Genomic DNA, 24,976 nt, shown 5'->3' with positions numbered 1-24,976 from the left:
GATCGCTAAACAAAAGGGTCGCGTTCTGTCTCTACCCCGCTGGCATTGTGGGCATCAAGAGCTTGAGCAATAAACCATTGCAGCCGATCCACAAACACGGATTCGGCAAATTCCTCAGCTCGCTCGATGCAAGCCACTGAAGAAAAACGGAGTCCTTCAAATTGCTTGAGGGCGTCGATCAGGCTCTCGACCGTGGGTTGGGGAAAGAGCAATCCGGTTCTGTAATCTAACACCACTTCCCGCAATCCACTTTGCTGAGAAGCAATGACAGGGATACCATGTCCCATCGCTTCCACCGCTTCTCTGCCAAAGTCGGCACTGCTACAAGGAAAAACTAGAGCTTTGGCTTCTGCGTAGAGGCTAGGCAGAGCTTCTTCTGGAGCTTCTCCTAAAAACTTCACCTCAGGGCCAGCAAGACTACGCAGCAAGTCCAAATATTCTGCATCATTGCCTGTGCCGACAATCCACAGTGGACGATCAAGCTGAGTGCAAGCCCTGACCACCAGATCAACTTGCATCTGACGGGTTAGCTTGCCGACATAGAGGTAGTAGCGATCGCCTGCTTCACCTTCGCCATGCACTTTGATTGGGGGTGGAATCACCTCCGCTGGATGGTTGTAAAACTTCTGGATGCGACGGGCAACGGTGCGGGAGTTGGTGATGTAACGATCGACTCTTTGGGAGGCATAAAAGTCATATTGCCTCAAGCGAGTATCCAGCCAAGTGTCATACCAACGTGGATATGGGCGCGATCGCAAGCGTTCCCAGAGATGGCGGGGCGGTGTGTGGCAATAGCTGACATGCAATGTTTCGGCTCTGGTCAAAACTGATTTACTCAAAAAATCGCCGGAAGAAGAAATCACCAGATCAAATTCGGATAAGTCTAGGTTCTCCCAGAAGTAGGGCAGTAAGTCCCGCCAACGGTGGGGATGGCGAGTGATACCAGGTAACTTTTGAGCTAACGTGGTCCGAATATCCCAATCCGTAAAACGTTTGGCATCGGCACCTAATTGTTGATAATCCACAAAAGCAGTGTAGAGCGGTGCTTCTGGGTAGAGACGATGGATCACCTGTAGTACCCGCTCTGCATCTCCGTACTCGCGCAGGTAGTCATGCACCAAAGCCACTTTGATGTTGGCTGCCATCCTCTTGTTATCCCCCTCACCTGAATTGCTGGCAAACATCGCTGATTGCAGATGCTTCCTTGTTACTTATAGCAAGAGGTTGAATCAATTGAGTACGAGAGAAACGGAAGATCCTTGAGAACCCGCGCGGGTAGTGCTCAAAATTGCTAATGACGACGGAAGGAACTCCCTAATTTGTAAGGGTTTCAGAAACAGGGGCATTACATCTTAGGCACTACCTCCACGCGATCGCTTTGAGTTTTCAGATGTTGCTGGCACAAATGTTTTTCAGGCATAATTACGTTAAGTACTACTAAGAGCCAGCTATTTGAAGTTAAGCTTTTTTAAGCTGAAATCTAGTACTTTGAGCGAATGAACAAGATATTGGCACAAATCAAGTATCTAACAGGAGCCACTCTGATATTTCTGTTCCTTATTGATCTCGTGGTAGCTCAAATAGCTGCTTCGACTTCTCCCAAGGCTCTTCCATCTCCATCACCATCTACTCTGCAACAATCTAGTTCATCTTCTTCACTATCAACCCAACAGCGAGAAGAAGTTGAAGAAATAATAGAAAAAAGCAATAAAGTTGGTGAGCGTGTTCAATCTGAGGTTGATCGTGCTGTAAATCGCTCGACAAGCTTAATTGATATTCTTATGGCAGGAATGGGAGTTTTAATTGCGGTACTAACTTTAATTCCTATTGCTTTGGGGATAGTTGCATGGTTTTTACGTAAAAGCCTGGTTGAGCAATTGGCATCTGAAGTTCGAAAAGAATTAACAGAGAGTACGAAAAAATACAAAACACGGTTTTAGAAGCTCAAAGTGTTGTAGAAGAGCTTAAACAAAAAACTTCGATTGCAAAACAAGAAATTGAAGTAATGAAAAGTGATACAACACTTCGAATGAGACGTATTGTATCAGACACTCAACTAGAGAAAAATCGGCTTACAGGCTTAGTTAATGGAACCATATGCTCGCTGTTGTTGAGTTCAAATCAGTCATCTTCTGAAGAACCTCAAAAAATCCAAGATCTAGCCAGAAAGGTTGAATTTCTCCAAAAATCTCTCCAAAAAGCAAGTCCTGAGTTGTTTTTCACTGCGACCGACCACCTAAAACAAGGACATGCTTTTCTCTCGGAATCAAGATTCTTAGAGTCAATCGCATCCTTAAACAAAGCAATTGAGCTAGAGCCTAATAGCTTGGCTGCATGGAATTTGCTTGCTACAGCTCAAAATGCATCAGGAAGCTACAAGGAGGCAATTGAATCTTTAGATCGAGCAATTCACTTACAACACAATAATGCTCAAGCTTGGTTTGTCCGTGGTATTGTATTTTCCAATTTGGCTCAGTATCAAAAAGCAATTAAGTCTTTAGACCAAGCGCTCCAAACTGAATATGAAGATGCATACATTTGGTATGCCAAAGCGAGATGTTACGCATTGCAAGGTAATGCTGCCTTAACAGTTAGATGTCTGAGATGGGCAATTAACTTTAATCCTAGCTGTCGAGCAATGGTAGCTTCTGATCCGACTTTCTCTCAAATTCGAGAAGATGAAGAATTCATAAATTTAACTACGTACAAGTAAAACTGATTTACTCAGCTCTTAGCTAGTGCAGTAAGTCTCCTCACTATGCTCTAGAGAACTTAATAGTAGAGAAACTAAGGAAGAAGTATCGATAGTTACGTTAACCCTCAGGGAATTTTAGGGTAAGTATCTGTAATTAACCCCTTACGAGTGGTATTCATTACCTGGAGTGGTATTGGATGCCATTCACAAAACCATCCTCTCACAACTCGACAAGAACCCTAAATGAAACTATTAACCTCTCTAACACTGACGGCTATTACTTTAGTAATCGGTACCGTGGTGGCTCCACCAACTCAGGCTTGGTGGCCAGAAGGAGCGACCTTATCTGAGATGATTCCCCTCGGTACCTATGTGCGGAGTGATGGTAAAGAGAGCATCACCCTGACTAACACAACCACAAAAACTTGTAATGCCCGTGGTTGCTTGACTCGTAAAATTGCCAGTAAGGAGCTAGGCCCCTACTGGATGGCTTTTGATGACGATGCTTCAGAGGCCAATGGCTATTTCCGCTATGAACCGCGTCAAGGCTTCTTGGAGTATCTGACGAAAACGCGACAGTATAAGTATTATGAATCCCGCTCTCGTTAGTGACTGGTTGCGCTAGCGATTGGTCCTCAATTCAGCGCGATCGCGTAGAAGCTCGGAACCTCCTCAGTCCAATCTTAACCATCATGGACGTTAACATCCGGCTAGCCCGATTAGAAGACCGCGATCGCATGATTGATTTGCAAACAAAGGCTTTCAGGACGCTCTGCTCTGCTGACTACAATCCGAAGCAAATTCAGGTGTTGGTTGAGGGACAAGCCTTGTGGCGGGGATCGAATGAAACGGTTTTTCTGGCTGAATATAAAGCTGAGTTAGTGGGTTTTTCGGGTCTGTCAACGAAGCAACGACAGATTACGGCTGTTTATACCCATCCTCAATTTGCTCGGCAAGGTATTGGTAGCCAGGTTTTGCAAGCATTAGAAGTAGCTGCAATTGAGAAAGGATATCGCTCTCTCTGGGTGCTGTCATCGCTGACGGCTGTAGGTTTTTACCAGGCCCAAGGTTATAAGCTGATCCGCAAAGATGGCTTCTGGGCTGAGGTTGGCGAGTGGATTCCTTGCTTTATGTTGGAAAAGCAACTTCTCCCAACTGCCAGCGCAGAAAAACATTCTACCTATGTGCCTCTGATCCTATTGATGGGGCTGTTAGCCGTTGGTTTGATTTTGGCATTGCTCAGGTAGAGTTAGCGATCGCTTCTATTACTGCCTATCATGACAGTACTAAAAAACCTGGCATAGCAAGGGTGTTTAACATGACATCAAGTGAATCAAATGGCAGCAATGTGATTGAAGTAGACGGGATTGGGTTTGAAACTTCGGTGTCGCCAAGAGTATTACCCATCCCGGAAGCGAAGCGCGGTGCTTTTACTTTTGCGCTACTTGGTGTTCGCATTACTAATCATACGCAGACCTCCTTTTACTTTTCAGGGAATTTTTTCTCCATGCGTCCAGAAATGATTGCACCCGACGGGCAATTAATGCGGACAGGTATCAGCTGTGAGCGATATAACCCACCTCTTGAATCTGACTATTTTCTGGTACTTCCCGGAAAAACAGTAACTTTGTCCTGTCATGCCTATCTGTTTTGGATGCAAAATCGGAAGAAAAAGCGCGATCGCCAGTTGATTCTAAATATTCCTTTCCCAAGCCAAGACATTTATAGTTTTTCCCCCCTGTATCCAGGTACCTATCAGTTTCGGTTCAATTATCGTGAATTTCCTGAAGAGGGTCCTTTGGAGTGGATGGAACCAGGAGTCTCACAAAGAATATTAGAAAACCTCTGGACAGGAGAAGTACTCACTCCACTGGTGGAGCTTCAACTTGTTCAGCCATAAGATTAGTTGTTGCTTTTCTTAATGCTTTTAAGACAGTAGTTGATTTTTATTAAAAGAAACTTGATCCCTAGGAAATAGTGAAAATGCATCGAAAAACGTATTTGCTAATCGGTTTGTCAGCAAATCTGCTAGTAACACTGACGAATCAGTCGGCGATGGGCTTTACCCGTCAGTTTGGCAAAGGCGCTACCTCTCGTTGGTGTTAATAGCCAAAGCAATGTGCCTCGTATCCTGTTATTGTCTTTAATAGTTTTAGAGAGGATAGATATCTACCCTCTCCCGTGGTACAAATTTAACGTTGCTGCTGGTTTAGCTCATCTGCTCATAATAAGAACGAGACTTGCGTTTGGCTTACTTGCCAGAGCTTGTGGAGCAGAAACTCCAGGCGATCGCTCATGACTGCAATAAAGATACCTTCATGAGCATCTACTTCTGGAGCGATCCACATACCGCGCAGACTGACTTCAACGGAGTCCTCGCAAACGGGGAAGAGGGCAATCGCATCTCCTTTTTCTCGTCGAATTGTCGCTTCCAGTATCGGTAATTCTGGGAGATCGGCAGGGAGCAAGAAGGCGGCTCGACTGGGTTCAAAATGCAGATTTTGGTTCATGCGTAGCGCTAAGATGGCGCGTCGGGCTACCAGCTCCTCAGGAGATTGAGCCAGTCGCTCTAAGTGCAAACCCAGGTCGGTGTAGGTGAGTTTCAGCATGGAGGTTCCTCTTTACGAACTTGCCAGAACTGTTCAGCGAAAGCGATGGTGGGATGAATGGGCGCTTTGGGTTTGGTGCGGAGGATCATGCCTGCTTCATGGGGAGTGCGGTCTCCTTTGTGCTGATTACACCGTTCGCAGGCTATAACTACGTTGTCCCAAGTGTGTTTTCCGCCTTTCGATCGGGGAATGATGTGGTCGATCGTCAAACGCTTGGTGCTGCCGCAGTACTGGCAAGTGTGGTGGTCTCGCCGCAGAATTTCGCGCCGACTGACGGCTGGGATTTTCCAGATCCGCTCTGTGCTGGCAACCGTGAGGCGAATGTGATTGGGCACATAAAAGATTGAGTTGGGAGAACGAACTTGCCAACCTGCCATATCTTCTGCTGTATCTTCTAGGGTCATCGGTTCTGCCTTACCAATCACCAACAGGGAAATTGCCCGCTTGATGTTGATGCGGCTGAGGGGGAGGTAGTTCTTGGAGAACACCACCACCGATTGCTCTAAAACATTCGTTGTCATCCTCACGGTTTGACTCCTCATACTAAAAACCCCCACTTCTGTTGAGTAGAAGCGGGGGCTGGAAAACACTATTGGTGAGTTTTCTAGTCTTTTGTGGGTACAGCATTTCTAAACCTGTACCGCCCGCTTCGTCGCTCTACCTCTTTTCTGAGGCCAAGCTGCCGATTAATGCCATCAAATGGTCGCTGCGATCCTGCCAATCCTTTGCCTGCACCCGTTGCTGCTAGCGATAGGCCATAGCCTGCTGCCAACAAAAATTCCACGGGCATGTTTATCGAGTTCCAACTGCGGGGGCAATTGGCCGTATGCCGTGGATTGTGGGTGGTGGGTAAAAGACTCACTGAAGACTCGCTCAACCGATAAATTTGCATTTGACTGTTTACATACTACACTTGTATTACAAGCATGTCCAGATCTTAGAGGAAAAAAATCATGCATACGATTACTCGCACCCCCACCACCGAAATGGAAGTTACTAGTATTCGCTTGGAACGCGAGCTAAAAGAGCACCTGAAAGAATTGTCAGGAAATCAAGGCTATCAGGCATTAATTCGCGATATTTTGTGGGACTTCGTGCGACAGAAGTCTGGCAACTCTCAACCCCAAATTTCGCTCTCAGATATCCGAGCCAGCGTCGATGCCACTGCTCAACAAGAAGAACGCTGCGCCCTTACAGGCAAGTTAATACGACCGCAAGAACCCATGTTATTGGGCTTTACCACCAAAGGAGAAATGGTGCCTTTGAGTATAGGCAGTTTGCCCAAATAAGTTTTTGGAGGAGGCTGCTTGAGGTACTGCACATTCAAAATAGAATTCAAGCAGTCTCCCAATTGCTAAATCGATCGCAAAGATTCAGGCACTTGTTTCCCTAGCATCAAAGCTCTTGTGGTCATAAATAGAGTCAGCGCAAACCACAACAGATGGGTGTTTTGCCAGTACCAAGCCGCGATCGCCACAGGTACAAAACCCACCACAGCCGCTACCACCACCGACTGCCGCAAAATTTTCCCGGCTGTTAAGCCAATAAAATAACCATCCAACATATAGGCGATCGAGCCAAAACCTAGAACGGGTAATAGCCACACTACATACTGATTAATTCCCTGCAAAACATCGGTATGGTTGGTGAGCAGCCCAAAGAAAAAATTAGGGTTAAGGATAAAGGCGATCGCGAATCCCAACCCCAATCCAAAACTGGTGCCACCCGAAATCCACAGCAGTAATCGTAATTGCTCATTTTTGCCTTGACCGCGAAAGATACCCGCTAAACTTTCAGTGGCAAAGGCGAGGCCATCAATAAGGTAAGCCGCCAGCGTCACGACTTGCAACAAAACAGTGTTCGTCGCTAAAACAGTGGTGCCAAAGGTAGAACTGAGGTTGGTAAAGACGGCAAAGGTGGAAATCAGGGCAAAGGTACGGATGAGAATCTCGCGATTGAGCGTGAACGCAGCTTTAAGAGCAATAGGTTCCCAGATTTTAGAGGCGATCGCTTGTACCTGTGACCAACGAATTTCTCGCCATACAAGCCACATACCAGTGAGTAACATGAGATATTGGCTCAATGCGGTAGAAGCTCCTGCTCCGGCACTTTCCCAGCCCCAACGCACCACAAAGAAGTAATCCATAAAAGAATTCGTGAGGCTGCTAATGGCAGAGAGCAATAGGACTTTACCGCTCTGCTCTCGACCTAAAAACCAACCGATCAGCACAAAGTTGATCAATGTGGCTGGAGCACCCCAAATTAAAGCATTGTAATAAGCTTGACCCGCTAGCTTTATCTCCGTTGTAGCGCTAAGGAGGGTAAAACCGATCGCTCTTAAGGGCACTTGTAATAGCAGAATTATTAAGCCTATCCCTAAGGCTACTAATCCATGTCGCAAACTCACAAGCAATGCCGCATCGCGATCGCCCCTTCCTACGGCTTGAGCAGTCATCCCAGTAGTGCCCATGCGGAGAAAGCCAAAGGTCCAGTAGAGATAGTTGAACAATACAGTCGCTATAGCCACTCCTGCCAAATGTCGGATTTCTGAGAGGTGTCCCAAAAATGCCACATCGACCAATCCTGCCAATGGCACCATCAAGTTGGAAAAGATATTGACGATCGCTAACCGATAGAAGCGACGCAGAAAAGGAGGAGATGGCGAGTTGGCAGACATGCGCCCTACAGCTTTCCTTCAAACCGCTGATACCAAATGATATTCGCCGCTACAGTAATGATCAGAGCAACACCGCCTCCAACCTCCGCCAACACGGGGTTGTAATCACCACGGCTGAGAGTTTTCATCCAGAGATGGGTGTGATCGGAGGAGACAACTAGATCTGCAATTACGGGGAAGAGATAGATCAGTGCTGCTCCCACAATCAGCCAGCCCACCATTGAGGCAAGAATGAAAATAGTTTTGGCTTTAGATTGGCTACCCATAAGCGATCGCACTAGACAACTAAAGTCGAGATTAGCATGGAAGATGTACTGTGGCGGCTCTGTTGTAGATTCTGGTTATATGGTTATATGCTATGGAGAATGAGAAATATAAACTCCTGCAAAAATTTCTAACCTTCAAAAATGAATGATATCGAGATTCTTAGAAAGTTTTTAGAAGTTCCATTAGAAAGTTCAGAACCTATTTTTCAATACTTTCTAGGTATCCCCGATAAAGAGATTGTTTTTCGAGGAGAACGACCAGAGCGGTTTCTTTACATTAGAGGGCAGCGCAAGAATAAAGTTTTGCTAGTGGCTCATGCTGATACAGTTTGGGATAACTTTGGTGCAATATCTGACAATGCAAAACATGAACTGATTTTCTCAAATGATGTTTTTCAATCTTCAAGCTCAGTCTATGGAATTGGAGCTGATGACAGAGCAGGATGTGCAATCCTGTGGTTACTCAAGGACTTAGGCCATTCACTACTAATCACTGATGGTGAGGAAATTGGAGGTCTAGGAAGTAATTGGTTGATGAGTGATCCCAAGAATTCTGATATTGCAGACGAGATTAACTCTCAACATCAATTCATGATCCAACTCGATCGTCGTCATGGCTCAGACTTTAAATGTTACTCAGTTGGTACAGATGAATTTCGGGACTATGTGCAAGGTATGACCGGATATACAGAGCCCGATCGCTTCTCTTATACGGATATTGTGACGTTATGTCGAGAGATTACTGGTGTTAATCTCAGCGTTGGATATCGTTATGAACATTCGCACAAAGAAAGCCTGTCTGTAGACGAATGGCTAAATACACTAAACATATGCCGAAGATGGCTCTCTAAAGAAGCCTTGCCACGCTTTCCTCTGAGAAAAATTTCTGCTAAAGCTGAATAATGGGAAAGCAAGTTGCATCTCTAACACAGCTTGTAGATAAGGGGCGATCGCACCATCAATAAATCGCACAAGAACAAGCACAGGAGTAGTTTGATACCATTGGGTGTAACCCTGCGCGATCGCCACTATGACAGTTGCCATCACTGACGCTATTACAACAATTGCTGAGGCAGAACGACGATTTAACCTGGCAAGAACTGAAGATGAAGCGTTTTTCTTAGAATGGCAGGCTGGGTTACCGGAAGTTACAACGGTTGAGCAAACAGCTTTAGATGAGTTGCGACGGCGATATTTATATCAACGCTCGGAAGGGCAACTACTGGAAGGAACCGTCACATTATTGCTGGCCTCTCCATTGCTAGCGATCGCAGGCTTTTATGACCCACCATTTCGGGTAAGGGCAGAAGAATCGGTGCAGTTAACGCTGAATGATGGAGAAGAGGTGCTGCAAGGGCGAATCGATGTGTTGGTGCTGTTAAATCAGTTTTGGGTTGTAGTATTGGAGTCCAAGAAAACTGCACTATCCGTCTGGGCTGCTCTGCCTCAAACGCTCGCCTATCTTATGGCAAATCCCCAACCCGAAAAACCGAGTTTTGGCATGGTGACAAATGGAGATGACATTCTATTTGTAAAACTGGTGCAGTCCGAACGTCGGCTTTATGCCCTATCGCGTGTATTTGCACCGTTTACTTCCAATCGAGAACTCTACAATGCTTTGCAAATCTTGAAGCGGATTGGTTACGTGATTAATGTTGCGAGGTAAGCGATCGCACCTATCTATTCTCTATCATAGATATCAAAAGGAAGTGATTAAGGTAGAAGGCGATCGCTTCATGTCTTAACTCAAACTGCATTTCGCGCTTTGTCTAGTAATTTCTTTGGTCATTGCCCCACCAATGCCCCCTTGAGTCAGCCTAATTAGCCATAATGGGATCTTAGGCTGACTTAAGAGGGTGACAAAATGAAAAATTTACTGACTTTTTCCGCCAAAATTAGTTGTCCAGGGTTATTATGCGGAAAAACTTTCCACCTAAATGCCTCAAGAAACTAATTATGCGGAAACTTTCCATCTAATCACCTCGTAGGGGATCTTAGCGGGAAAGAGTACACCTAATTAATAGTTAGGCCTATGAAGAGTTATGAGAGCTGCTCAAGAGGGCGTTTAATTCGGGTAAAGATACTCTTGATTTGAAGCAAATATGGTGTTTATTCTTCCTGTGCTTGTACAATCAGACATTCCAAAAACATTTAATTATACTCCCCAGGAAGATCGGTTTTTACAACAGTAACTCCACCAAATTTCTTTCCTGACATTCTCAGTAATTCATCACCTGAAAATTCAAAACCAAGTTTTAGTGCTATTCGCGCAACATCATCTGCAGTTGATGCTTTGAGCACCTCGTTCTTAAGTGCAGGTTCAGACTGCATTTTCTTTAAAAACGCCTCAAGTTGATCTAAAGCCATATTTGAAATTCCTACAGCGTTTCCCACTCTAGTGAGGTACGAATCAAGATCTTAGATCGGCATATAGCAAATGCTTCAGGGCTTTTACTGTACCTCATCAGACTGAAAAGGGCTGTATTCTCGTTAGCTGCTTATATTAAGCAGGGAAACCATTACAGGCTTCAAGCAAATTCTACTATTCTTTTAAGATATAGGCAATGAGTGGAACTCCCAATTGCAAAATCCTTTGTTGAGGCGGTACAAGTAACACATCACGCAGTCGGCTTTTAAGAGTTAAGTTTCGCTGCTTTTAGTACGCCTAGTCCCAACTATTTACAGCATTGGACGCACGGTAGATTCGCTGGTTTTTTCCGCAATTTCCCAGTACGCCGATGAGTTCACGGCTGTTATCAGAAAAATAACATTGCTTTGGTTGGTGAGATGGATTTTAGGGCGATCGCCATTTGTCTTGATGACTTTAATGAAGTTGATTTCATCGGCTCTAATGCGGTTGGTAGGGCGATCGCTTTTATGGGGGAGCAGTACACTTAATAGTAAATAGCTAGGCTGGTAAAATTACTGCATATTGCCTCACGAATGAGTCGTATGCAGTCAAAATAGGAGTAAGCAATGGAATCAACGTTCTTGCTTCACAAGCCAGTCAGTTATGGCAGTTCCTTAGCAAACTCCGTCTTCTTAACGATACTTTTGATCCACATCATCGCCGGGCGATCGCACCGATCTCAGCCCTTATCGCTTTCAGAACGGTAAAACAACTATCACGATGCTGCCTGGTCTACTTGTCGCGACTGGGCTAGTCCTCACGGCCATCATCGCTTTGCGCTTAAATCCCTGGACTGGGGCACTGTGGATGATCTGGACGTTCATCCTCATTGTGGTTATCATGGCGCGATCGCCCTCATCTCCAAATCATCAGCGTGCGACAGATGTGGCAAAACATCGCCTTGGTATGAGTTGTCTGGCAGCTTTCAGTTGGTGGGGAGCACTTCAGGGGTTCGGGCCAGCGATCGCCATAGCGATTAAGGGTGATGATCTCTCTACCAGCGCCTACCTGGGTAATCAACCTGGCTCATTTTCGCCAGCGTTTTTTCTCTTTCTCATTGGCTGGGCACCATTCTTTATCCTCGCGGCATATCTGATCTGTCGCTTCACCCAATTGCGATTGACTGCAAAAGTGGGCAAGCTATAGATAGATTATTTTGGCGATCAACCTTCCAGAGACTTAGTCTCAAAAGGTTTGCAGGCAAACTACGCAGCCGTTTTGAAACTGCACCACAGGAGATTTTATGTACGGTTTAGTCAATAAAGCAATTCACGATATGGTTTGTACTCGTTTCGGTGAAGCAACCTGGAATGAGATTCGGCATAAGGCTGAAGTCGAGGTGGATACGTTCATTAGCATGGAGTCTTACCCGGATGATTTGACCCACAGACTGGTGAAGGCTGCGAGTCTGGTTTTGGATCTACCTGCTTCAGCAATCATGCAAGCCTTTGGCGAGTTTTGGGTACAATACACCTCCACGGAAGGGTATGGTGAGCTGATGGACATGAGCGGTGATACACTTCCCGAATTTTTACAGAACCTGGACGACCTGCATACGCGAGTTGGAGTCAGTTTCCCCCAACTCCAGCCGCCCTCTTTTGCCTGTGAGGATGTTGAGGAACAAACGCTACACCTCCACTATCATTCTCATCGAGAGGGATTAGCTCCAATGGTGGTGGGATTGGTAAAAGGCCTGGGTACACACTTGAATACGGATGTCGAAGTCACCCAGACTCAAAGCAAGTCAGACGGTGCAGATCATGATGAGTTCACTATCCAGTACAAACCCCACTGAAGCTTGCATGCAGCCTCATTTCACGTTGTCACCCCAGTTGCTGGCGAAAGCATTTCCTTTTCATTTTGTGTTTAAGGGCGATCGCACAATTGTTCAAGCTGGAGAGGTCTTGCAGCGGCTTATTCCTGACATCATTGGGTCACCACTCGACCAGTGCTTTCAAATTAAGCGCCCCATTCTGCAAACTGCTGATTTTGCGGCTCTGAGTAAGCAATCTCACAGCATATTCATGCTGCAATCGCTCCATAGTGAAATGGTTCTCAAGGGGCAGATGATGCCTGTTGAGGACTGCGAGGTTATTTTCTTTCTGGGGTCTCCTGTGGTTACGGAAATTAGCCAGCTTAATCAAATTGGCATCAAACTAAAAGACTTTGCAAGTCACGATTCTGCTGCTGATTTTCTCTTTCTTTTGCAAGCAAAGAGTCGGTTAATGGATGAGCTAGCAGAACGAGAACTGAAGCTAAAAGATACTTTGAGAAGTAAGGAAGAAATTGCGCTACTGGCAGAGGCGAGAGCTAGAGACGTAGAACAGGCTCTCGAAAACTTACAGAGAACTCAAGCCCAACTGATTCAGGCTGAAAAGATGTCTGGGCTGGGCCAAATGGTGGCAGGGATTGCCCACGAGATCAATAATCCAGTTAACTTTATCAACGGCAATCTCACCTACACAGACAAGTATGTTCAGGATCTACTTACCCTAATCGAACTCTATCAACAGCGCTTTCCTCAAGGCTCTCCGGAAATCACTGATTTCATGGAGGAGATGGATCTGGAATTTGTGTTGAGCGATTTACCGCGTCTAGTGACATCAATGCAAATGGGAAGTAGTCGGATCAGAGATATTGTGCTGTCATTACGCAACTTTTCTAGATTAGATGAGGCAGACCAAAAAGACGTAGACCTACATGAAGGTATCGACAGCACACTGCTAATTCTCAACCACAGACTGAAGCAGGAAGTTAAGGTTATTCGAGAATATGGAGCCCTACCCAAAATTCTGTGCTATCCAGCTCAGCTCAATCAACTATTTATGAATATTCTCTCTAATGCTGCTGATGCCTTGCTGGAGAGGGATATAGCATCCAAGCAGATTGTGGTCCGAACTAGTGTAGATGGCTTGAACCATGTCTGTATACGCATTCAAGATAACGGACATGGAATTCCTCCTGAAATTAAAGAGAAGATTTTTAATCCCTTCTTTACGACAAAACCTGCTGGCAAAGGGACAGGATTAGGGCTATCAATCAGTCAGCAAATTATCGCAAAGCATCATGGCACAATCGAAGTAGTTTCTGAGTTGGGAAAGGGAACTGAATTTATGGTTAAAATTCCAATTTTTTAATCTTAGTGTTTTTTCTAAGTCAGAGATAATGCGCGATCGCTCTTACTCGCTCTCCACCATAGATATCAAAAGGACATTCTTGATCATTTATTTTGGCAGTTTTGCGATCGCCTCCAGAAGGGGGATTACAGATGCAGAATAAAATCGCTCTCGATGAACGCCGCCTGCTTCAATAACTCGAAAATAGCCCGTGATACAGTTTCGTTGCACAATATGTCCATCAAGGTGATGTAGATCATCCCAATCTGCTGTATTACCAATTGCAATCGGTTGCCAAGGTTTATTCGCTTTTTCAGGGCTTTGAATTCCTTGAGCATGAGCGAGAAGCCCAATGATACCAGGGACTAACCGTGCATATCCAGTATATCCATCATGAGTGCAGTTCACCTTTAAATTATCAAAAACGCCAGGATTCAAAAGTCCATTCGTTCCAACTGCGGTACATCCTTTTACATTGAAATAGACTTGACTCAACACTAAATCCCATCTAAGAGAGTGATAATTTAATGCGTAATACCGAGGCTCTATATTCTGAAGTTGAGAGAGTGTATTTTTTTGAGGATAAGCTGCACCTAATAAAATCACACTATGAAAATTGGAGAAATTAGGACAAAGTTCTAATGCTTCTAGTAGGATCGCACCGCCAAGACTATGACCAGATAGTATGACTTCTCCTTGTTCGGCTGCAATTGCCTCCATCAATCGAGCCGCAACTTCTTTGACGCGATGCCCAGACTCATGGAAATTGGCAACTAGCTTGGTTGGATTTCCTTCTAAGGTGTTCCACTTAAACTCTTGAATCTCTAAATTCCACTGAAGTTTCTTGGCAAATTTCCGGTATTGATTGGTGATAAGCGATTCTGGCTCAAGTTCTGCAAACCCATGAACATGAATTAGCTTCATAGAGGTTCTCCCGTTTGTCAAACTAGCTCACCTAGAGTGCCCGCATGAGCTATAGAAAACTCTTCGTTTCAGGTGTGCCTATCGCGGCCAAACAGGAGAGTTAGGCATCAAAACAGTGAGGCAGGTTCTAGGGCGATCGCCCAACCATTTTTTAGGAATATGCAGGCAGAAAAAGGACACATAACTGTACAATTGAACAGGCTTCTAACAAAGTAATTTTTGTCGCTAAGCCATGTTCGCCTACTTACATAAGAATGCGTGCCAGAAAAAAAGTCGATTACTACCTAATCGCGTTCATCTTGTTGGTTTTAGCGGCTGATTTGGTCATTTTTCTATTCAGTCCTACTATATTAATCCCTATTGTTTGGGCGATCGCCAGTCTCCCTCTCAAAGGATGGATCTGTAGCTGGAACCATCACCATCAACATTGCAAATTCTTTAGTGTCTCCTGGGCCAACCGTCTGATCGAACTCATTATGGGGTTGCATACGGGAATTGTCGGAGAAACCTGGGTTCTGCACCATACGCTCGGCCACCATCTTAACTATTTAGACCAAACCAAAGATGAATCTGCCTGGAAAAACGCCAATGGGAAATTAATGTCCCATCTGGAATACACCTTTAGAGTAGGAATTCTGGCCTACCCGATCGCATTGAACGTAGGGAAACGCTACCCAAAATCCCGAAACAAGCTGATTCAGAACATTCTTCTGACGGCAGTCGTGTTGGGGTTACTGGCTTGGATTAATTGGGCCAATACTTTAATCATTTTCATCATTCCGATGATCGTGCTGTTATTCCTGACCGCTCACGTCACCTATCACCATCATGCTGGACTGGATCAAGCAGATCCTTATCAAGCAACTTATAACATCACAGATCGTTGGTACAACTTTTTTACGTGCAATTTGGGATACCATACCGCTCACCACCTTCAATGTGGGCGACATTGGAGCGAATTACCCCAGTTTCATGAGGAAATCAAAGAAAAAATTCCCTCACATTTGTATCAAGACCCCGGCTTCCCCTTTTCACTAATGACAAAGATTGAAAAAGCATTCTCACGACCATCCAGCAAGATACCTAATTTTTGATGGGGCTTTTGCTTTAATCAGGGCGATGTTAAGTAAAGAGGAACGATGCCATTGCAAGAACTCGCTTTACTCACCGACGCGATCGCAGTTGTAGCTTTTCTCTATGCATCCGTGGGCCACGCCGGAGCATCGGGATATATTGCTGTGCTGTAATGTCGATAGCATCGCTTTCGCCTAGCACAATTAGACCTGTCGCTCTAGTTCCTTTCGCCTTCCTGGGCGTGGAATTGCCCGTGAAACTTGGGTTCTGCACCCTACAATCAGCCGCCATGATCTCGTAAGCGCTGGCTGTCCAATTACCATTGAAAGAAAACAGACCACAGTCAGACTAGATGGGATGAACGAAGCCTTGTGTCTAGAAGCTGTGCAACCATTTCTGCACGGGATGAGACCTCAAGCTTACGAAACATGCGCTTTAAGGCTTGCTTCACAGAATTTTCTGTAATCCAAAGTTGATGGCCAATTTCTGCATTGGTTCGCCCTAAAGCCACTAATTCGGCAATTTGCAATTCACGAGGGGTCAGGCGATCGCGGCTAAGGGGTTGACACTGGGGCTCCAAAGCTAGGTTTTGCGCGCATCGTACAGTGGCTGTCCAAACGGATAAGTGTAAACAAACGGCACTTAAATCAGCTAAATCTTGGTGATTAAAGGCAGGCATTGATTTATCACGGGTACAGCCCACTGAACCTACTAATTGACCCCGATCAATGAGTGGCCCTGCCATAACATGCCAATGATCAGGACGAGGACAAATGATTGCCCATGCCTTGGGTGATGTCACCACTCCTTCATGGACAGGCGTATGACGCTCCGCCACATAACGCGCCACGGGATTATGTTCGAGGGATAAAGCAATGTTCAGGACTTTTTGAAGATTGCGATTCTTCAAAGGAGAGGCTGCGCCAACGGCTAAAAGCTGGTCGAAGAAGAATATCCCTGATCGCTTGGCTGCAAAATACTCACCAATTTTTGGTGCAAGGTGCGATCGCAAGTCATCTTCATCTTCTAGCTGGTGAATTTCTTCAAACAAAAGCTGCAAGGAAATCATCGTTGTACCTCAAAGAGTACTCGATCGAGGACTGGGCGCAGTGGGTTGCCATTCCTAGTATAGGAATAGATTTTATTGCAAGCGTTATGACAGTAAAACAGGCAGTTTGACATGACCATAAACTCGGAAATTGATTGCGGTTCTCTCGGAGCTGCGCCCAGTAGCGATCGCACTTCTACCTATTGGATGCGGATTGGCTTATATACAATTTCAATCATCTTTAATCTCTGCTTGATTGCTCAATTATTAACGGTTGGGGTTGCCTACTTCAACAATCCTGCCTGGTGGGATGTTCATGTTTGGTTAGTGCGGGGGTACAGTGGGCTGTCGTTAATATTGCTAGGAGGGTCGCTGCTTGTTCCTTTCTCAAACAGAATTCGATCGCTCGTAGCCAGCCTACCTATGCTACTTGGACTCCAGTTTTGCAGCATTCATCTCCACACTCCTCTGCACCTGGAGGTACTCCATCCTCTGATTGGATTCACGTTACTCTACGTTTCTTCCAGCCTTGTCCATCGTTTATCGCGTGAGGTGTTTAACAAGCCCGATAAGCCAGATGCGGTGACTGAATCTTAGAGAGCCTTTGGAAAAGATGTATCAATACTTGCTCGCCTTGATAGGGAAATTGGTCTATTCTAATGGGCGAGCTTGTGATGAATAAAGCGCAGTATGACATTTAGCAGCATTGTTGCATTATTCAGTGCAATAGTTGTCTTGGCTTCTATTCACAGCGTCAGCGTGTTAGCTGTCTCCACTCGATCAGCCACATTTGGCTTCATTCATATAGCTATCTTTATGCCGCTGTGATTGGTACAATCGTGATCCAACGCCTCATTGTGCCTACTCAAGGTGGCCAACCAGACGAGAGCAAAATTCAAGCTGCGATCGCCCCTGCCAAAACAGCCTTAGGAGCAATTGAGTCACTAACGGTTGGCAGTCCCTATCTCTTAGGCAGCGAGATTAGTATTGCTGATTTCTTTTTGATTCCAATCTTTATCTATTTTTCGCAAACTCCAGAGTTTGATGCGATTACGGCTCAAGCTCCCAAACTCCAGACCTGGTGGAAAACAGTGAGCGAACTACCTGTGGTCAAAAAAGTATGTGCCTAAGTTGCGATCGCACTTTTGACGATAGATAGAACCATTCTATGAGCAAGTATTAAGGAGGAACATGACAGAGCAGTACCAAATGATTGCAATCGCCCTCCTATCTTGGAGCCTCCTTGATACGCTTATTTGGGTCGCCGTAGCCCAACTCGTACTCAACTACGGACAGCTTCAGAATGCAATCGCCTTTGGAGCCATTTTCGGGGCAGTGCTAGGCTTAGTTGTGGGAATCATTGGAGTTGCTGTAGTGACCCGCACTCGCTCTCCCTCTGTGTTTCGCTGGATTGTGCTGGGGTCGATGGTAGGTGCAGTTGTAGCAGTACTGGCGCTCTTGGGAATTGGCGGTTATCCGCAGCGATCGCAAGCAGATTTATCATTGATACTTTTAGGCCCCCTGAGTTTAGTCATAGGGACAGCTTTGGGCATCTTAGGTGCTGTAGCGTTATGGCGTTGGAGACGATCGCCATAGCCTTCCGACTCCTGACCAACTATGAAAGTTGGGGTTCCAGCGGAAATGCCAACCACAACCAGAAGTACAACGGTAGGGCCAATATCGGCATGATGACTGCTAAAGCGACTGTAGCAATTCTGACCCCTAGAAGTGGTAGGTGCCAAAGTTGAGCGATCGCTGTACAGACTCCCGCAATCACCTTATGACGATGGCTACGATAAAAGACAGCAGTTGGGCTTGGGGATGCTTGCCTTCCTTGACTTGAGCTGACCACTTTGAGCACTAAAGAGATCACAAGTCCTATGACACCCAATGCACTGGATGGAATTGTAATCATTAGACCCCAGGGGGCAAAAGTCATAGCCGTGATCAAATCACTTAGTTGGGGATTTTCCGCGCACTTGTAAATCGTGATGTCCACATCACAGCTAAAGCATTCAGCCAGAGCCAATCCTCCCCAGCCCATGAGGAGTGGTACAGCCCCATAGAAGATGCAAATGCCCAACAGAAGCAAATGCCAACGCAGTGACAGAGAGCGGCGAACGGCGATCGCCCCCAAAGCAGGCCCCATAAAAAGGAGTAATCCAACCAAAGAAAAGGATACAGTAGAGCCGACAAAAAATAGGAGTTGAGTGAAAACAGTATTAAACGCTTCAACCACGGCAGTACTGGGGATTGCTGATGTTTATTGAGTCCAGAGTGAGCTACAGGTTAGTAACCTCCTCGCCCCTAGTCAATCAGCTTATGTTTTTTCCAATCCATCGGAATCGCCCAGTCAGGTCATCTGCATGAGCGATCGCTTGCCTAAATCCGAACCCTTGGGGGCACTCGCCCCCAAACCCCCGCTGAAGGACGGTTGCGTCCTCCAGACCTCCTCCAAACGAAGCTGAGTGTAGTGTTTCGAGTCTGGGTTAGGAGTCTGGCTATTGGCTATTGTTTACCCTATTCACCCCTCATCCCTCACCCCTCATCCCTCATCCCTCATCCCTCATCCCTCATCCCTCTTTCTCCGCTCCCACTAGTGCTACCGACTGGCTTTGCTGCCAAATTGGGATCTGAATGGTAAACTCAGTTTTCTCTCCTAGGATTGAGAAACAACCTAATTGACCGTTATGTTTTTCAGTAATAATTTGGTAGCTGATTGACATGCCCATGCCTGTTCCTTTACCAATTGCTTTTGTGGTAAAGAAGGGATCGAAAATGCGTTGCTGAATCGCTAGCGGAACACCAGGGCCATTGTCTGCGATCGCAATTTGCACCCATTGATCATCAATAACAGCGGTGCGAATTGTAATCTGGCTAGGTTTGACCTGCATCCCTTGAGACATTCTGTTGGCATTATTCTCTTCCATTGCGTCGATCGCATTAGTGAGAATGTTCATGAACACTTGATTCAGTTGGCCCGCATAGCATTCTACTAGGGGGAGATCGCTGTACTCTTTAACCACCTCAATTTCTGCTCTGTCTGGGTGAGCTTTGAGGCGATGCTGCAAAATCATCAGCGTACTATCAAGACCTTCATGGATATTCACAGGCTTGATCTCTGATTCATCCATACGGGAGAAGTTTCGCAGGGACAACACAATCTGACGAATGCGATCGGTGCCTACTCTCATGGAAGACAACATCTTGGGTAAGTCTGTTTGTAAAAACTCCAGATCGATCTCTTCAGCCATAGTCTGAATCTCAGAAATAGGCTTGGAATAGTGCTGTTGATACAGCTGCATTAGCGCTAGCAAACTTTGAGTGTATTCCTGTACATAAGTGAGATTGCCATGAATAAAATTAACTGGATTATTAATCTCATGGGCGACCCCAGCAACCAGCTGGCCCAAGCTAGACATTTTCTCGCTCTGAAGGACTTGAGCTTGAGTGCGTTGCAACTCCCCTAAGACATTTTTGAGTTCAATTGTACGTCGTTCTACTCGGTCTTCCAGTTCTTCATTGCTTTGTTCCAGAGCTGCAAATGACTCGCGTAGCTGCCCTGCCATGTGGTTAAAGGAAGTAGCAAGGATGTTGAATTCTCCAATGCCGCTATCTTCTACCCGCTGATCTAAGTCCCCAGATGCCATTGCTTCACTGGCTCGATTTAGCCGCAGAATCGGGCGAATGATCCAGCGGGAAGTAAAAAGGCCCAATACAGAAGCAACGCCCAAAGCTCCTAAACAAAGCCAAATGGTGCTGCGAGTATTAGCATTAATTTGGCCCATGAAGGCGCTATCTGGCACGCTCATCACAACTAGCCAATCCAAGCCATATTCATCGCGCCAGGGAGTAATGTGGACATGATGCGACTCTCCCTGTAGATCAAGCTGTAATTCCTGAGTGGCCTTGATTTTGGAGGAGTTGTTAAAGCGTTTTTGGATTTGTTGGGCCACTTGTTGTACGACCGGATCGGAGCTATCGATCGCTTTTAGCCGCTGAATCTCTCCTTTAACCAACGTGAAAGGTTGTGCTTCCCCAGAGTTAGCAATTAAGGTTCCGTCTTGCTCCAAAATGAAAACTTGGCCCGTTCGACTGACTTCTAAACTCCGCAAGAAATTACTGAGCTTTAGGAGAGAAACATCAATGCTGACCATGCCCAGCAATTGATTATTCGCATTGTAGATGGGACGACCCGCTGAGGTGGCAATATAAACCTCATTGGGATAGTTAATCACATAGATCGGAGACCAGATTGGTTTACCTGCTTTGACTGGGCCTGTGTACCACGGTTGTTGAAAGTTGCTCCAATCCAAAGTTTCTAGCACATGAGTGCGATCGCCCTGACTATCTAATGCATAGCTAGTCCAGTTATTGGGAGGTTTAGCACTCCAATCATCCATCGTGACCGTTTTGCCATCATAACGAGCGGCTCCCACCCCCTCACCTGTGGTCAGCCCAACGCCGATGTAGCTGACATCATAGGCTTGCATTTGGTGCCAGAAATACTTGCCAAGCATTTCGCGATCGCGGACATCCAGCAATCCCATACGAATCGCATCAGCATTAATCTGGGCCACCTTATGTGGAACCGACAGATAAGAATCTAAGTGCTGATCAACCGTGTTGCTTGTGCGTTCCATCAACTGCTCCGCCAACTCATTGACCGCTTTCTGCCCATTCCTAAAGGAGAGATAGCCAACGAGCCCCACCGCCCCAAAAATTTGCAAAACAAATGGAACAATCAGCACAAGCTGCAATGGTAGCGCTTTAGTTTTGCTGGAACGAAGCATTTTTATGACCAGAATTTACGACTCATGCCGATGTAGTCTAGGCTCAGAGTTCCCAACTCGTTTGGTGATGTATCGCTCAACCTGTTAGCAATACTCTTCTTTACAGGGAAAATTAAAAACTAAATTGTGCCCGAAAATTGCCCACATAAATATTGGGATTACTGTCAAAATTGTTAGGGTTAAAGATAGCATAGAAGGCTGGAACGATCGCCACATTATCATTCAAAGGGTAATAGTAGGAAGCTTCCAACTCCAATATGGTGCCACCATCGCCACCACCCGCCACAAAATATTTATGCCCTTTGGTGATTTCCTCGACGCTTGTTGGTGAGTCAGCTATTAAATCTGATCCGTTCAGAGTTAGGTGAGGAATACGAAATCATTAAGGATCGCGATTTATGATAGAGGCGATCGCTACTTTAATGGCGGAGAGAATCGGGGTGCTGCGATGATGTCCATATTCCTTTTTTGATTCTTTTCGATGAGGTGATATGCCCAAAGTTCATGTCAACGGTCTTGATATCAACTACAAAATTTATGGTGAAGGAGATCCACTCTTAATGATGATGGGTCTCAGCTTTAGTTTGTTAGATTGGGGCACTAAACTCCCAAAACTACTGGCCCAGCATTACAAAGTCATTTTGTTTGACAACCGAGATGCGGGAGAAACGAGCCCAGCGACTGGAACCTATACCACAGCTCAAATGGCAGGAGATGCCGCAGGTTTATTAAAAGTGTTGGGTGAGACGAAAGCGCATGTGTTCGGCATCAGTATGGGTGGTATGGTAGCTCAACAATTTGCCCTCAATCATGCTGACCAACTCAACAAATTGGTTTTAGGCTGCACGATGGCAGGCGGCACTTGTAGCCAGTTTAATCCTCCTGCGGGACTTGGGAATGGCAGCATTTTAGAGCAGCTTTTTCCGTTAGAGTTTTTGCAAACGAATCAAAGCCGTTTAATTGAATTTTTTCAAACCACTGCACCCTACCACAGCCAAGGAGAAGCGCTGATCCGCCAGTATCAAGCGATGAGCACCCATGATACCTGTGACTTGTTAGATAAAATTACGGCTCCAACGTTGGTAATTACAGGAGATGGCGATCGCATTATTCCACCACAAAACAGTGAGTTTTTGGCTCAGAATATCCCTGCTGCCAAGTTAGAAGTGCTTGCAGACGCAGGTCATGCCTTCTGCTTCAGTCATCCGGAGGTTACAGCAGCGGCAATCATCAATTTCCTACAGAGCTAGTGATTGATTTAGTCTGTATGCTTCGTCCTGTCTATCCCTTATTCATAAACCAAATTTCGGGGGTATGCCTACAGTGAAACTGAATCTCTCAGTATTCAGCAGTTGAGCGATCGCCTTGCTATCGTGAGTGGCATTGTGATTCGCTTTAAGCAAGATCGAACAGAGCTAGAGCGCTTCGGGTTAGCTTACACAATGCGGCAGGAAAGCGATGGTTGGAAGATCGTTGTCGGAGCACTTTATAAATTGGAGACATCATCATGAGCAGTTTCTCCAAGTTGTAGCAGCCACAACGGCTTTAAACACCCCAAAATAGTGGCATTTTTATTAGAATTTTGTAGTATGGGAGCGCTGGAAGACTGGGCATCCGGAATCGGTTGGAAGGCAATTGTAGTTCGAGATTGACCGACTACAGTTAGTTGTTGCGTAGATAGATTGGAGAACAGAGCCATGAAGAATCTCACTTGGAATATTGGCGATCGCTTTATCCAAGTTGAGGTTTTGGTATGGAATCGAGAGTTCTCTTGCGGGCAGAAAATCTTAGTTACAACTTAACGGCAGATAGAACTTTATTTCAGGGGATTGACGTTAGCATTCAAGTGGGCGATCGGATTGCGCTTGTTGGCCCGAATGGTGTTGGTAAATCGACTTTGTTACAGTTGTTGGTAGGCCAGCTACAGCCTACTTCTGGCTTTGTTAGTCAAAAAGACAGCATCTACTATTTGCCACAAATTAGCACATTACCCATAGAGCAAAAACAGCAGACTGTGTTGGAATGGCTCAGCTCGATCGCTGATGACTGGTGGGCGATCGCTGACATCTTAGAGACCAAATTAGCAACGGTAGTAGATCTCTCCCTCCCAGTTGCCAATTTGAGCGGGGGTGAGCTGACCAAGCTATTTCTAGCGGTTGGTTTGGTGCAAGAGCCACGCATCTTGTTACTGGATGAGCCAACTAATCACATGGATCTAGAAGCGCTGGAGATTCTCAAACGGTTTCTCCACGAGTTTTCTGGCGCTTTTGTGATTGTCTCGCATAAACCTTTCTTCTTAGATCAGGTCGCGAACATCACTTGGGAGCTAACATCGACAGGCATTCAGGTTTACGGGGGTAACTTCTCGTTCTACAAAGCGCAAAAAGCGATCGCCCAAGAGAATGCCGATCGCTCCCATGAGGTAGCTAAAAAAGAACTAAAACGGGCCAGAGAAGCAGCGCTCAAAGAACAGCAACGAGCAGCGCGATCGCAACGAGAGGGCAGATTACAAGCTTTCGACAACAGTATGAGCAAAGCGGCGAAACGTTATTTTGCCAACCGAGCCTCGGCAACCGCAGGAACGGCGGGCCAAAAACATGATGCAGCACTAGCCCAAGCTCAGCAGAAGCTGGTAGAAACCAAAATCAAAACCACCAAAGCCACGCTGATTCGTTTGGAGGAGAGGCCACGCAAAGTCAGAAATTTGATTGATATCCAAGGTGCTGATCTAAGAGTGGGCGATCGCACTTTGATCAAAAACATTCAACTACACGTAAAAACAGGCGATCGAGTTACTATCTTGGGAGCCAATGGTTCTGGTAAATCAAGTTTAGTGAAAGCGATTCTGGGATTGGCAGGAACAGAGGCAGTTCTAGAGGCAGGAGAAGTGCGGCTAGCGCCAGACCTACGAGTAGTTTATCTGGATCAAACTTATGGCGTAGTCGATCGCCAGAAAACCGTCTTAGAGAATATGCAAGCAGCCAATCCCCAACTGAGCTACCAATTGCTCCGCCAACAACTGGGACATTTTCTCTTTTTCAATGAAACGGTGTATCAATCTGCTGCTGGGTTGAGTGGTGGCGAACTGGCTCGACTGGCGATCGCGATGATTAGTATCTCAGCAGTAGATTTATTGATTTTGGATGAACCCACCAATAATCTAGATACTGTTACTGTGGAGCCAATGATTACAGCGCTGAATCAATATCAGGGTGCTCTGTGGGTGATCTCCCATGACCTCGATTTTCTCAGCCAGATCGGCATCACCAAAGCCTTGCGATTAAACAATCAAGCTTTGCAGCCGACAACCTACCTTCCTGGCGACCCAACGAACTTTTATCGAGAATTGCTTGCGTAATTAGAG

Annotated in this window: 30 protein-coding genes; 17 read left to right on the top strand and 13 right to left on the bottom strand. The window is 45.8% G+C overall.

All coding sequences use genetic code 11. The features are described 5' to 3' along the window. Positions 1 to 5: 5 nt before the first annotated feature. Complete coding sequence (locus KME12_10910; GenBank protein ID MBW4488287.1) at positions 6 to 1,145, bottom strand: glycosyltransferase; 1,140 nt, start codon at positions 1,143 to 1,145, stop codon at positions 6 to 8. A 363-nt stretch (positions 1,146 to 1,508) separates the two neighbouring features. Here KME12_10910 and KME12_10905 point away from each other — a divergent pair, with 363 nt between their 5' ends. From KME12_10905 to KME12_10885, 5 genes are all read left to right on the top strand, one after another. Then, complete coding sequence (locus KME12_10905; protein ID MBW4488286.1) at positions 1,509 to 1,940, top strand: hypothetical protein; 432 nt, start codon at positions 1,509 to 1,511, stop codon at positions 1,938 to 1,940. Positions 1,941 to 2,005: 65 nt separating this feature from the next. Then, positions 2,006 to 2,713, top strand: a complete 708-nt coding sequence (locus KME12_10900; protein MBW4488285.1) for a tetratricopeptide repeat protein — start codon at positions 2,006 to 2,008, stop codon at positions 2,711 to 2,713. A gap of 225 nt (positions 2,714 to 2,938) precedes the next feature. Beyond that, positions 2,939 to 3,304 carry a hypothetical protein gene (locus tag KME12_10895; protein MBW4488284.1) on the top strand — a complete coding sequence of 122 codons (366 nt, stop codon included), beginning with the start codon at positions 2,939 to 2,941 and terminating at the stop codon, positions 3,302 to 3,304. Then, complete coding sequence (locus KME12_10890) at positions 3,304 to 3,942, top strand: GNAT family N-acetyltransferase (GenBank protein ID MBW4488283.1); 639 nt, start codon at positions 3,304 to 3,306, stop codon at positions 3,940 to 3,942. Before KME12_10895 ends, KME12_10890 begins: the two co-directional genes overlap by 1 nt. 71 nt (positions 3,943 to 4,013) lie before the next feature. Then, positions 4,014 to 4,595 carry a hypothetical protein gene (locus tag KME12_10885; GenBank protein ID MBW4488282.1) on the top strand — a complete coding sequence of 194 codons (582 nt, stop codon included), beginning with the start codon at positions 4,014 to 4,016 and terminating at the stop codon, positions 4,593 to 4,595. Positions 4,596 to 4,917: 322 nt separating this feature from the next. Here the strand turns inward: KME12_10885 and KME12_10880 are convergent, their stop codons facing one another. From KME12_10880 to KME12_10870, 3 genes are all read right to left on the bottom strand, one after another. Continuing rightward, complete coding sequence (locus KME12_10880; protein ID MBW4488281.1) at positions 4,918 to 5,304, bottom strand: hypothetical protein; 387 nt, start codon at positions 5,302 to 5,304, stop codon at positions 4,918 to 4,920. Then, the gene (locus KME12_10875; protein MBW4488280.1) at positions 5,298 to 5,846 is read right to left on the bottom strand and encodes an HNH endonuclease; all 549 of its coding nucleotides are present in this window, start codon (positions 5,844 to 5,846) and stop codon (positions 5,298 to 5,300) included. The genes KME12_10880 and KME12_10875 overlap by 7 nt, the downstream gene beginning before the upstream one ends. A 62-nt stretch (positions 5,847 to 5,908) precedes the next feature. Further along, entirely contained in the window at positions 5,909 to 6,094 is a 186-nt protein-coding gene (locus KME12_10870) for a hypothetical protein (protein ID MBW4488279.1), read from the bottom strand. A 163-nt stretch (positions 6,095 to 6,257) separates the two neighbouring features. Between KME12_10870 and KME12_10865 the strand changes: the two genes are divergently transcribed. Next, positions 6,258 to 6,593, top strand: coding sequence for a hypothetical protein (locus tag KME12_10865; protein MBW4488278.1), 336 nt, complete (start codon positions 6,258 to 6,260; stop codon positions 6,591 to 6,593). A gap of 65 nt (positions 6,594 to 6,658) precedes the next feature. Here the strand turns inward: KME12_10865 and KME12_10860 are convergent, their stop codons facing one another. Then, a complete protein-coding gene (locus KME12_10860) occupies positions 6,659 to 7,981 on the bottom strand; it encodes an MATE family efflux transporter (GenBank protein ID MBW4488277.1) in 1,323 nt (440 codons plus the stop codon). Positions 7,982 to 7,986: 5 nt separating this feature from the next. Continuing rightward, the gene (locus KME12_10855) at positions 7,987 to 8,220 is read right to left on the bottom strand and encodes a hypothetical protein (GenBank protein ID MBW4488276.1); all 234 of its coding nucleotides are present in this window, start codon (positions 8,218 to 8,220) and stop codon (positions 7,987 to 7,989) included. 168 nt (positions 8,221 to 8,388) lie between these two features. Between KME12_10855 and KME12_10850 the strand changes: the two genes are divergently transcribed. Together KME12_10850 and KME12_10845 are read left to right on the top strand one after the other, a co-directional pair. Further along, entirely contained in the window at positions 8,389 to 9,150 is a 762-nt protein-coding gene (locus tag KME12_10850) for a hypothetical protein (protein MBW4488275.1), read from the top strand. A gap of 127 nt (positions 9,151 to 9,277) precedes the next feature. Further along, on the top strand, positions 9,278 to 9,913 hold the full coding sequence (locus KME12_10845; GenBank protein MBW4488274.1) for a type I restriction endonuclease subunit R: 636 nt from the start codon (positions 9,278 to 9,280) through the stop codon (positions 9,911 to 9,913). A gap of 485 nt (positions 9,914 to 10,398) precedes the next feature. Here KME12_10845 and KME12_10840 read toward each other — a convergent pair whose 3' ends face one another. After that, positions 10,399 to 10,614: a Nif11-like leader peptide family natural product precursor gene (locus KME12_10840; GenBank protein MBW4488273.1), complete on the bottom strand. Its 216-nt coding sequence runs from the start codon at positions 10,612 to 10,614 to the stop codon at positions 10,399 to 10,401. 763 nt (positions 10,615 to 11,377) lie between these two features. Here KME12_10840 and KME12_10835 point away from each other — a divergent pair. The 3 genes from KME12_10835 to KME12_10825 all read left to right on the top strand — a co-directional run bounded on the left by KME12_10835 (position 11,378) and on the right by KME12_10825 (position 13,794). Next, positions 11,378 to 11,803 (top strand): hypothetical protein, encoded by a 426-nt coding sequence (locus KME12_10835; GenBank protein ID MBW4488272.1) that lies wholly within the window; start codon positions 11,378 to 11,380, stop codon positions 11,801 to 11,803. A gap of 97 nt (positions 11,804 to 11,900) precedes the next feature. Then, entirely contained in the window at positions 11,901 to 12,452 is a 552-nt protein-coding gene (locus tag KME12_10830; GenBank protein ID MBW4488271.1) for a heme NO-binding domain-containing protein, read from the top strand. A 7-nt stretch (positions 12,453 to 12,459) separates the two neighbouring features. Then, on the top strand, positions 12,460 to 13,794 hold the full coding sequence (locus tag KME12_10825; GenBank protein ID MBW4488270.1) for a GHKL domain-containing protein: 1,335 nt from the start codon (positions 12,460 to 12,462) through the stop codon (positions 13,792 to 13,794). Positions 13,795 to 13,881: 87 nt separating this feature from the next. On the opposite strand, the gene KME12_10820 is transcribed toward KME12_10825, so the two are convergent. After that, complete coding sequence (locus KME12_10820; GenBank protein MBW4488269.1) at positions 13,882 to 14,697, bottom strand: hypothetical protein; 816 nt, start codon at positions 14,695 to 14,697, stop codon at positions 13,882 to 13,884. A 254-nt stretch (positions 14,698 to 14,951) separates the two neighbouring features. Between KME12_10820 and KME12_10815 the strand changes: the two genes are divergently transcribed. Continuing rightward, on the top strand, positions 14,952 to 15,791 hold the full coding sequence (locus KME12_10815) for a fatty acid desaturase (GenBank protein ID MBW4488268.1): 840 nt from the start codon (positions 14,952 to 14,954) through the stop codon (positions 15,789 to 15,791). Between the two features lie 323 nt (positions 15,792 to 16,114). Here KME12_10815 and KME12_10810 read toward each other — a convergent pair whose 3' ends face one another. Further along, a complete protein-coding gene (locus KME12_10810; protein MBW4488267.1) occupies positions 16,115 to 16,840 on the bottom strand; it encodes a LuxR family transcriptional regulator in 726 nt (241 codons plus the stop codon). 111 nt (positions 16,841 to 16,951) lie between these two features. Here KME12_10810 and KME12_10805 point away from each other — a divergent pair, with 111 nt between their 5' ends. From KME12_10805 to KME12_10795, 3 genes are all read left to right on the top strand, one after another. Continuing rightward, positions 16,952 to 17,416 carry a hypothetical protein gene (locus tag KME12_10805; protein ID MBW4488266.1) on the top strand — a complete coding sequence of 155 codons (465 nt, stop codon included), beginning with the start codon at positions 16,952 to 16,954 and terminating at the stop codon, positions 17,414 to 17,416. Positions 17,417 to 17,532: 116 nt separating this feature from the next. Beyond that, positions 17,533 to 17,949 (top strand): glutathione S-transferase domain-containing protein, encoded by a 417-nt coding sequence (locus KME12_10800; protein ID MBW4488265.1) that lies wholly within the window; start codon positions 17,533 to 17,535, stop codon positions 17,947 to 17,949. A gap of 61 nt (positions 17,950 to 18,010) precedes the next feature. After that, positions 18,011 to 18,415 carry a hypothetical protein gene (locus KME12_10795; GenBank protein ID MBW4488264.1) on the top strand — a complete coding sequence of 135 codons (405 nt, stop codon included), beginning with the start codon at positions 18,011 to 18,013 and terminating at the stop codon, positions 18,413 to 18,415. Positions 18,416 to 18,434: 19 nt separating this feature from the next. On the opposite strand, the gene KME12_10790 is transcribed toward KME12_10795, so the two are convergent. The 3 genes from KME12_10790 to KME12_10780 form a co-directional block, all read right to left on the bottom strand. Beyond that, positions 18,435 to 18,968 carry a PspC domain-containing protein gene (locus tag KME12_10790; GenBank protein ID MBW4488263.1) on the bottom strand — a complete coding sequence of 178 codons (534 nt, stop codon included), beginning with the start codon at positions 18,966 to 18,968 and terminating at the stop codon, positions 18,435 to 18,437. Between the two features lie 424 nt (positions 18,969 to 19,392). Further along, on the bottom strand, positions 19,393 to 21,612 hold the full coding sequence (locus tag KME12_10785) for a HAMP domain-containing protein (protein ID MBW4488262.1): 2,220 nt from the start codon (positions 21,610 to 21,612) through the stop codon (positions 19,393 to 19,395). A 112-nt stretch (positions 21,613 to 21,724) separates the two neighbouring features. Then, positions 21,725 to 21,985: a carbohydrate porin gene (locus KME12_10780; protein MBW4488261.1), complete on the bottom strand. Its 261-nt coding sequence runs from the start codon at positions 21,983 to 21,985 to the stop codon at positions 21,725 to 21,727. A 118-nt stretch (positions 21,986 to 22,103) separates the two neighbouring features. On the opposite strand from KME12_10780, the gene KME12_10775 reads away from it, so the two are divergent. Beyond that, the gene (locus tag KME12_10775) at positions 22,104 to 22,862 is read left to right on the top strand and encodes an alpha/beta hydrolase (GenBank protein ID MBW4488260.1); all 759 of its coding nucleotides are present in this window, start codon (positions 22,104 to 22,106) and stop codon (positions 22,860 to 22,862) included. 236 nt (positions 22,863 to 23,098) lie between these two features. On the opposite strand, the gene KME12_10770 is transcribed toward KME12_10775, so the two are convergent. Next, on the bottom strand, positions 23,099 to 23,311 hold the full coding sequence (locus KME12_10770) for a hypothetical protein (GenBank protein MBW4488259.1): 213 nt from the start codon (positions 23,309 to 23,311) through the stop codon (positions 23,099 to 23,101). A 54-nt stretch (positions 23,312 to 23,365) separates the two neighbouring features. Between KME12_10770 and KME12_10765 the strand changes: the two genes are divergently transcribed. After that, positions 23,366 to 24,970, top strand: a complete 1,605-nt coding sequence (locus KME12_10765; protein MBW4488258.1) for an ATP-binding cassette domain-containing protein — start codon at positions 23,366 to 23,368, stop codon at positions 24,968 to 24,970. Positions 24,971 to 24,976: the final 6 nt, after the last annotated feature.

This window comes from Trichocoleus desertorum ATA4-8-CV12, assembly GCA_019358975.1.
Taxonomy (GTDB): Bacteria; Cyanobacteriota; Cyanobacteriia; order FACHB-46; family FACHB-46; genus Trichocoleus; species Trichocoleus desertorum_A.
This window is presented reverse-complemented; position numbering and strand designations above follow the sequence as displayed.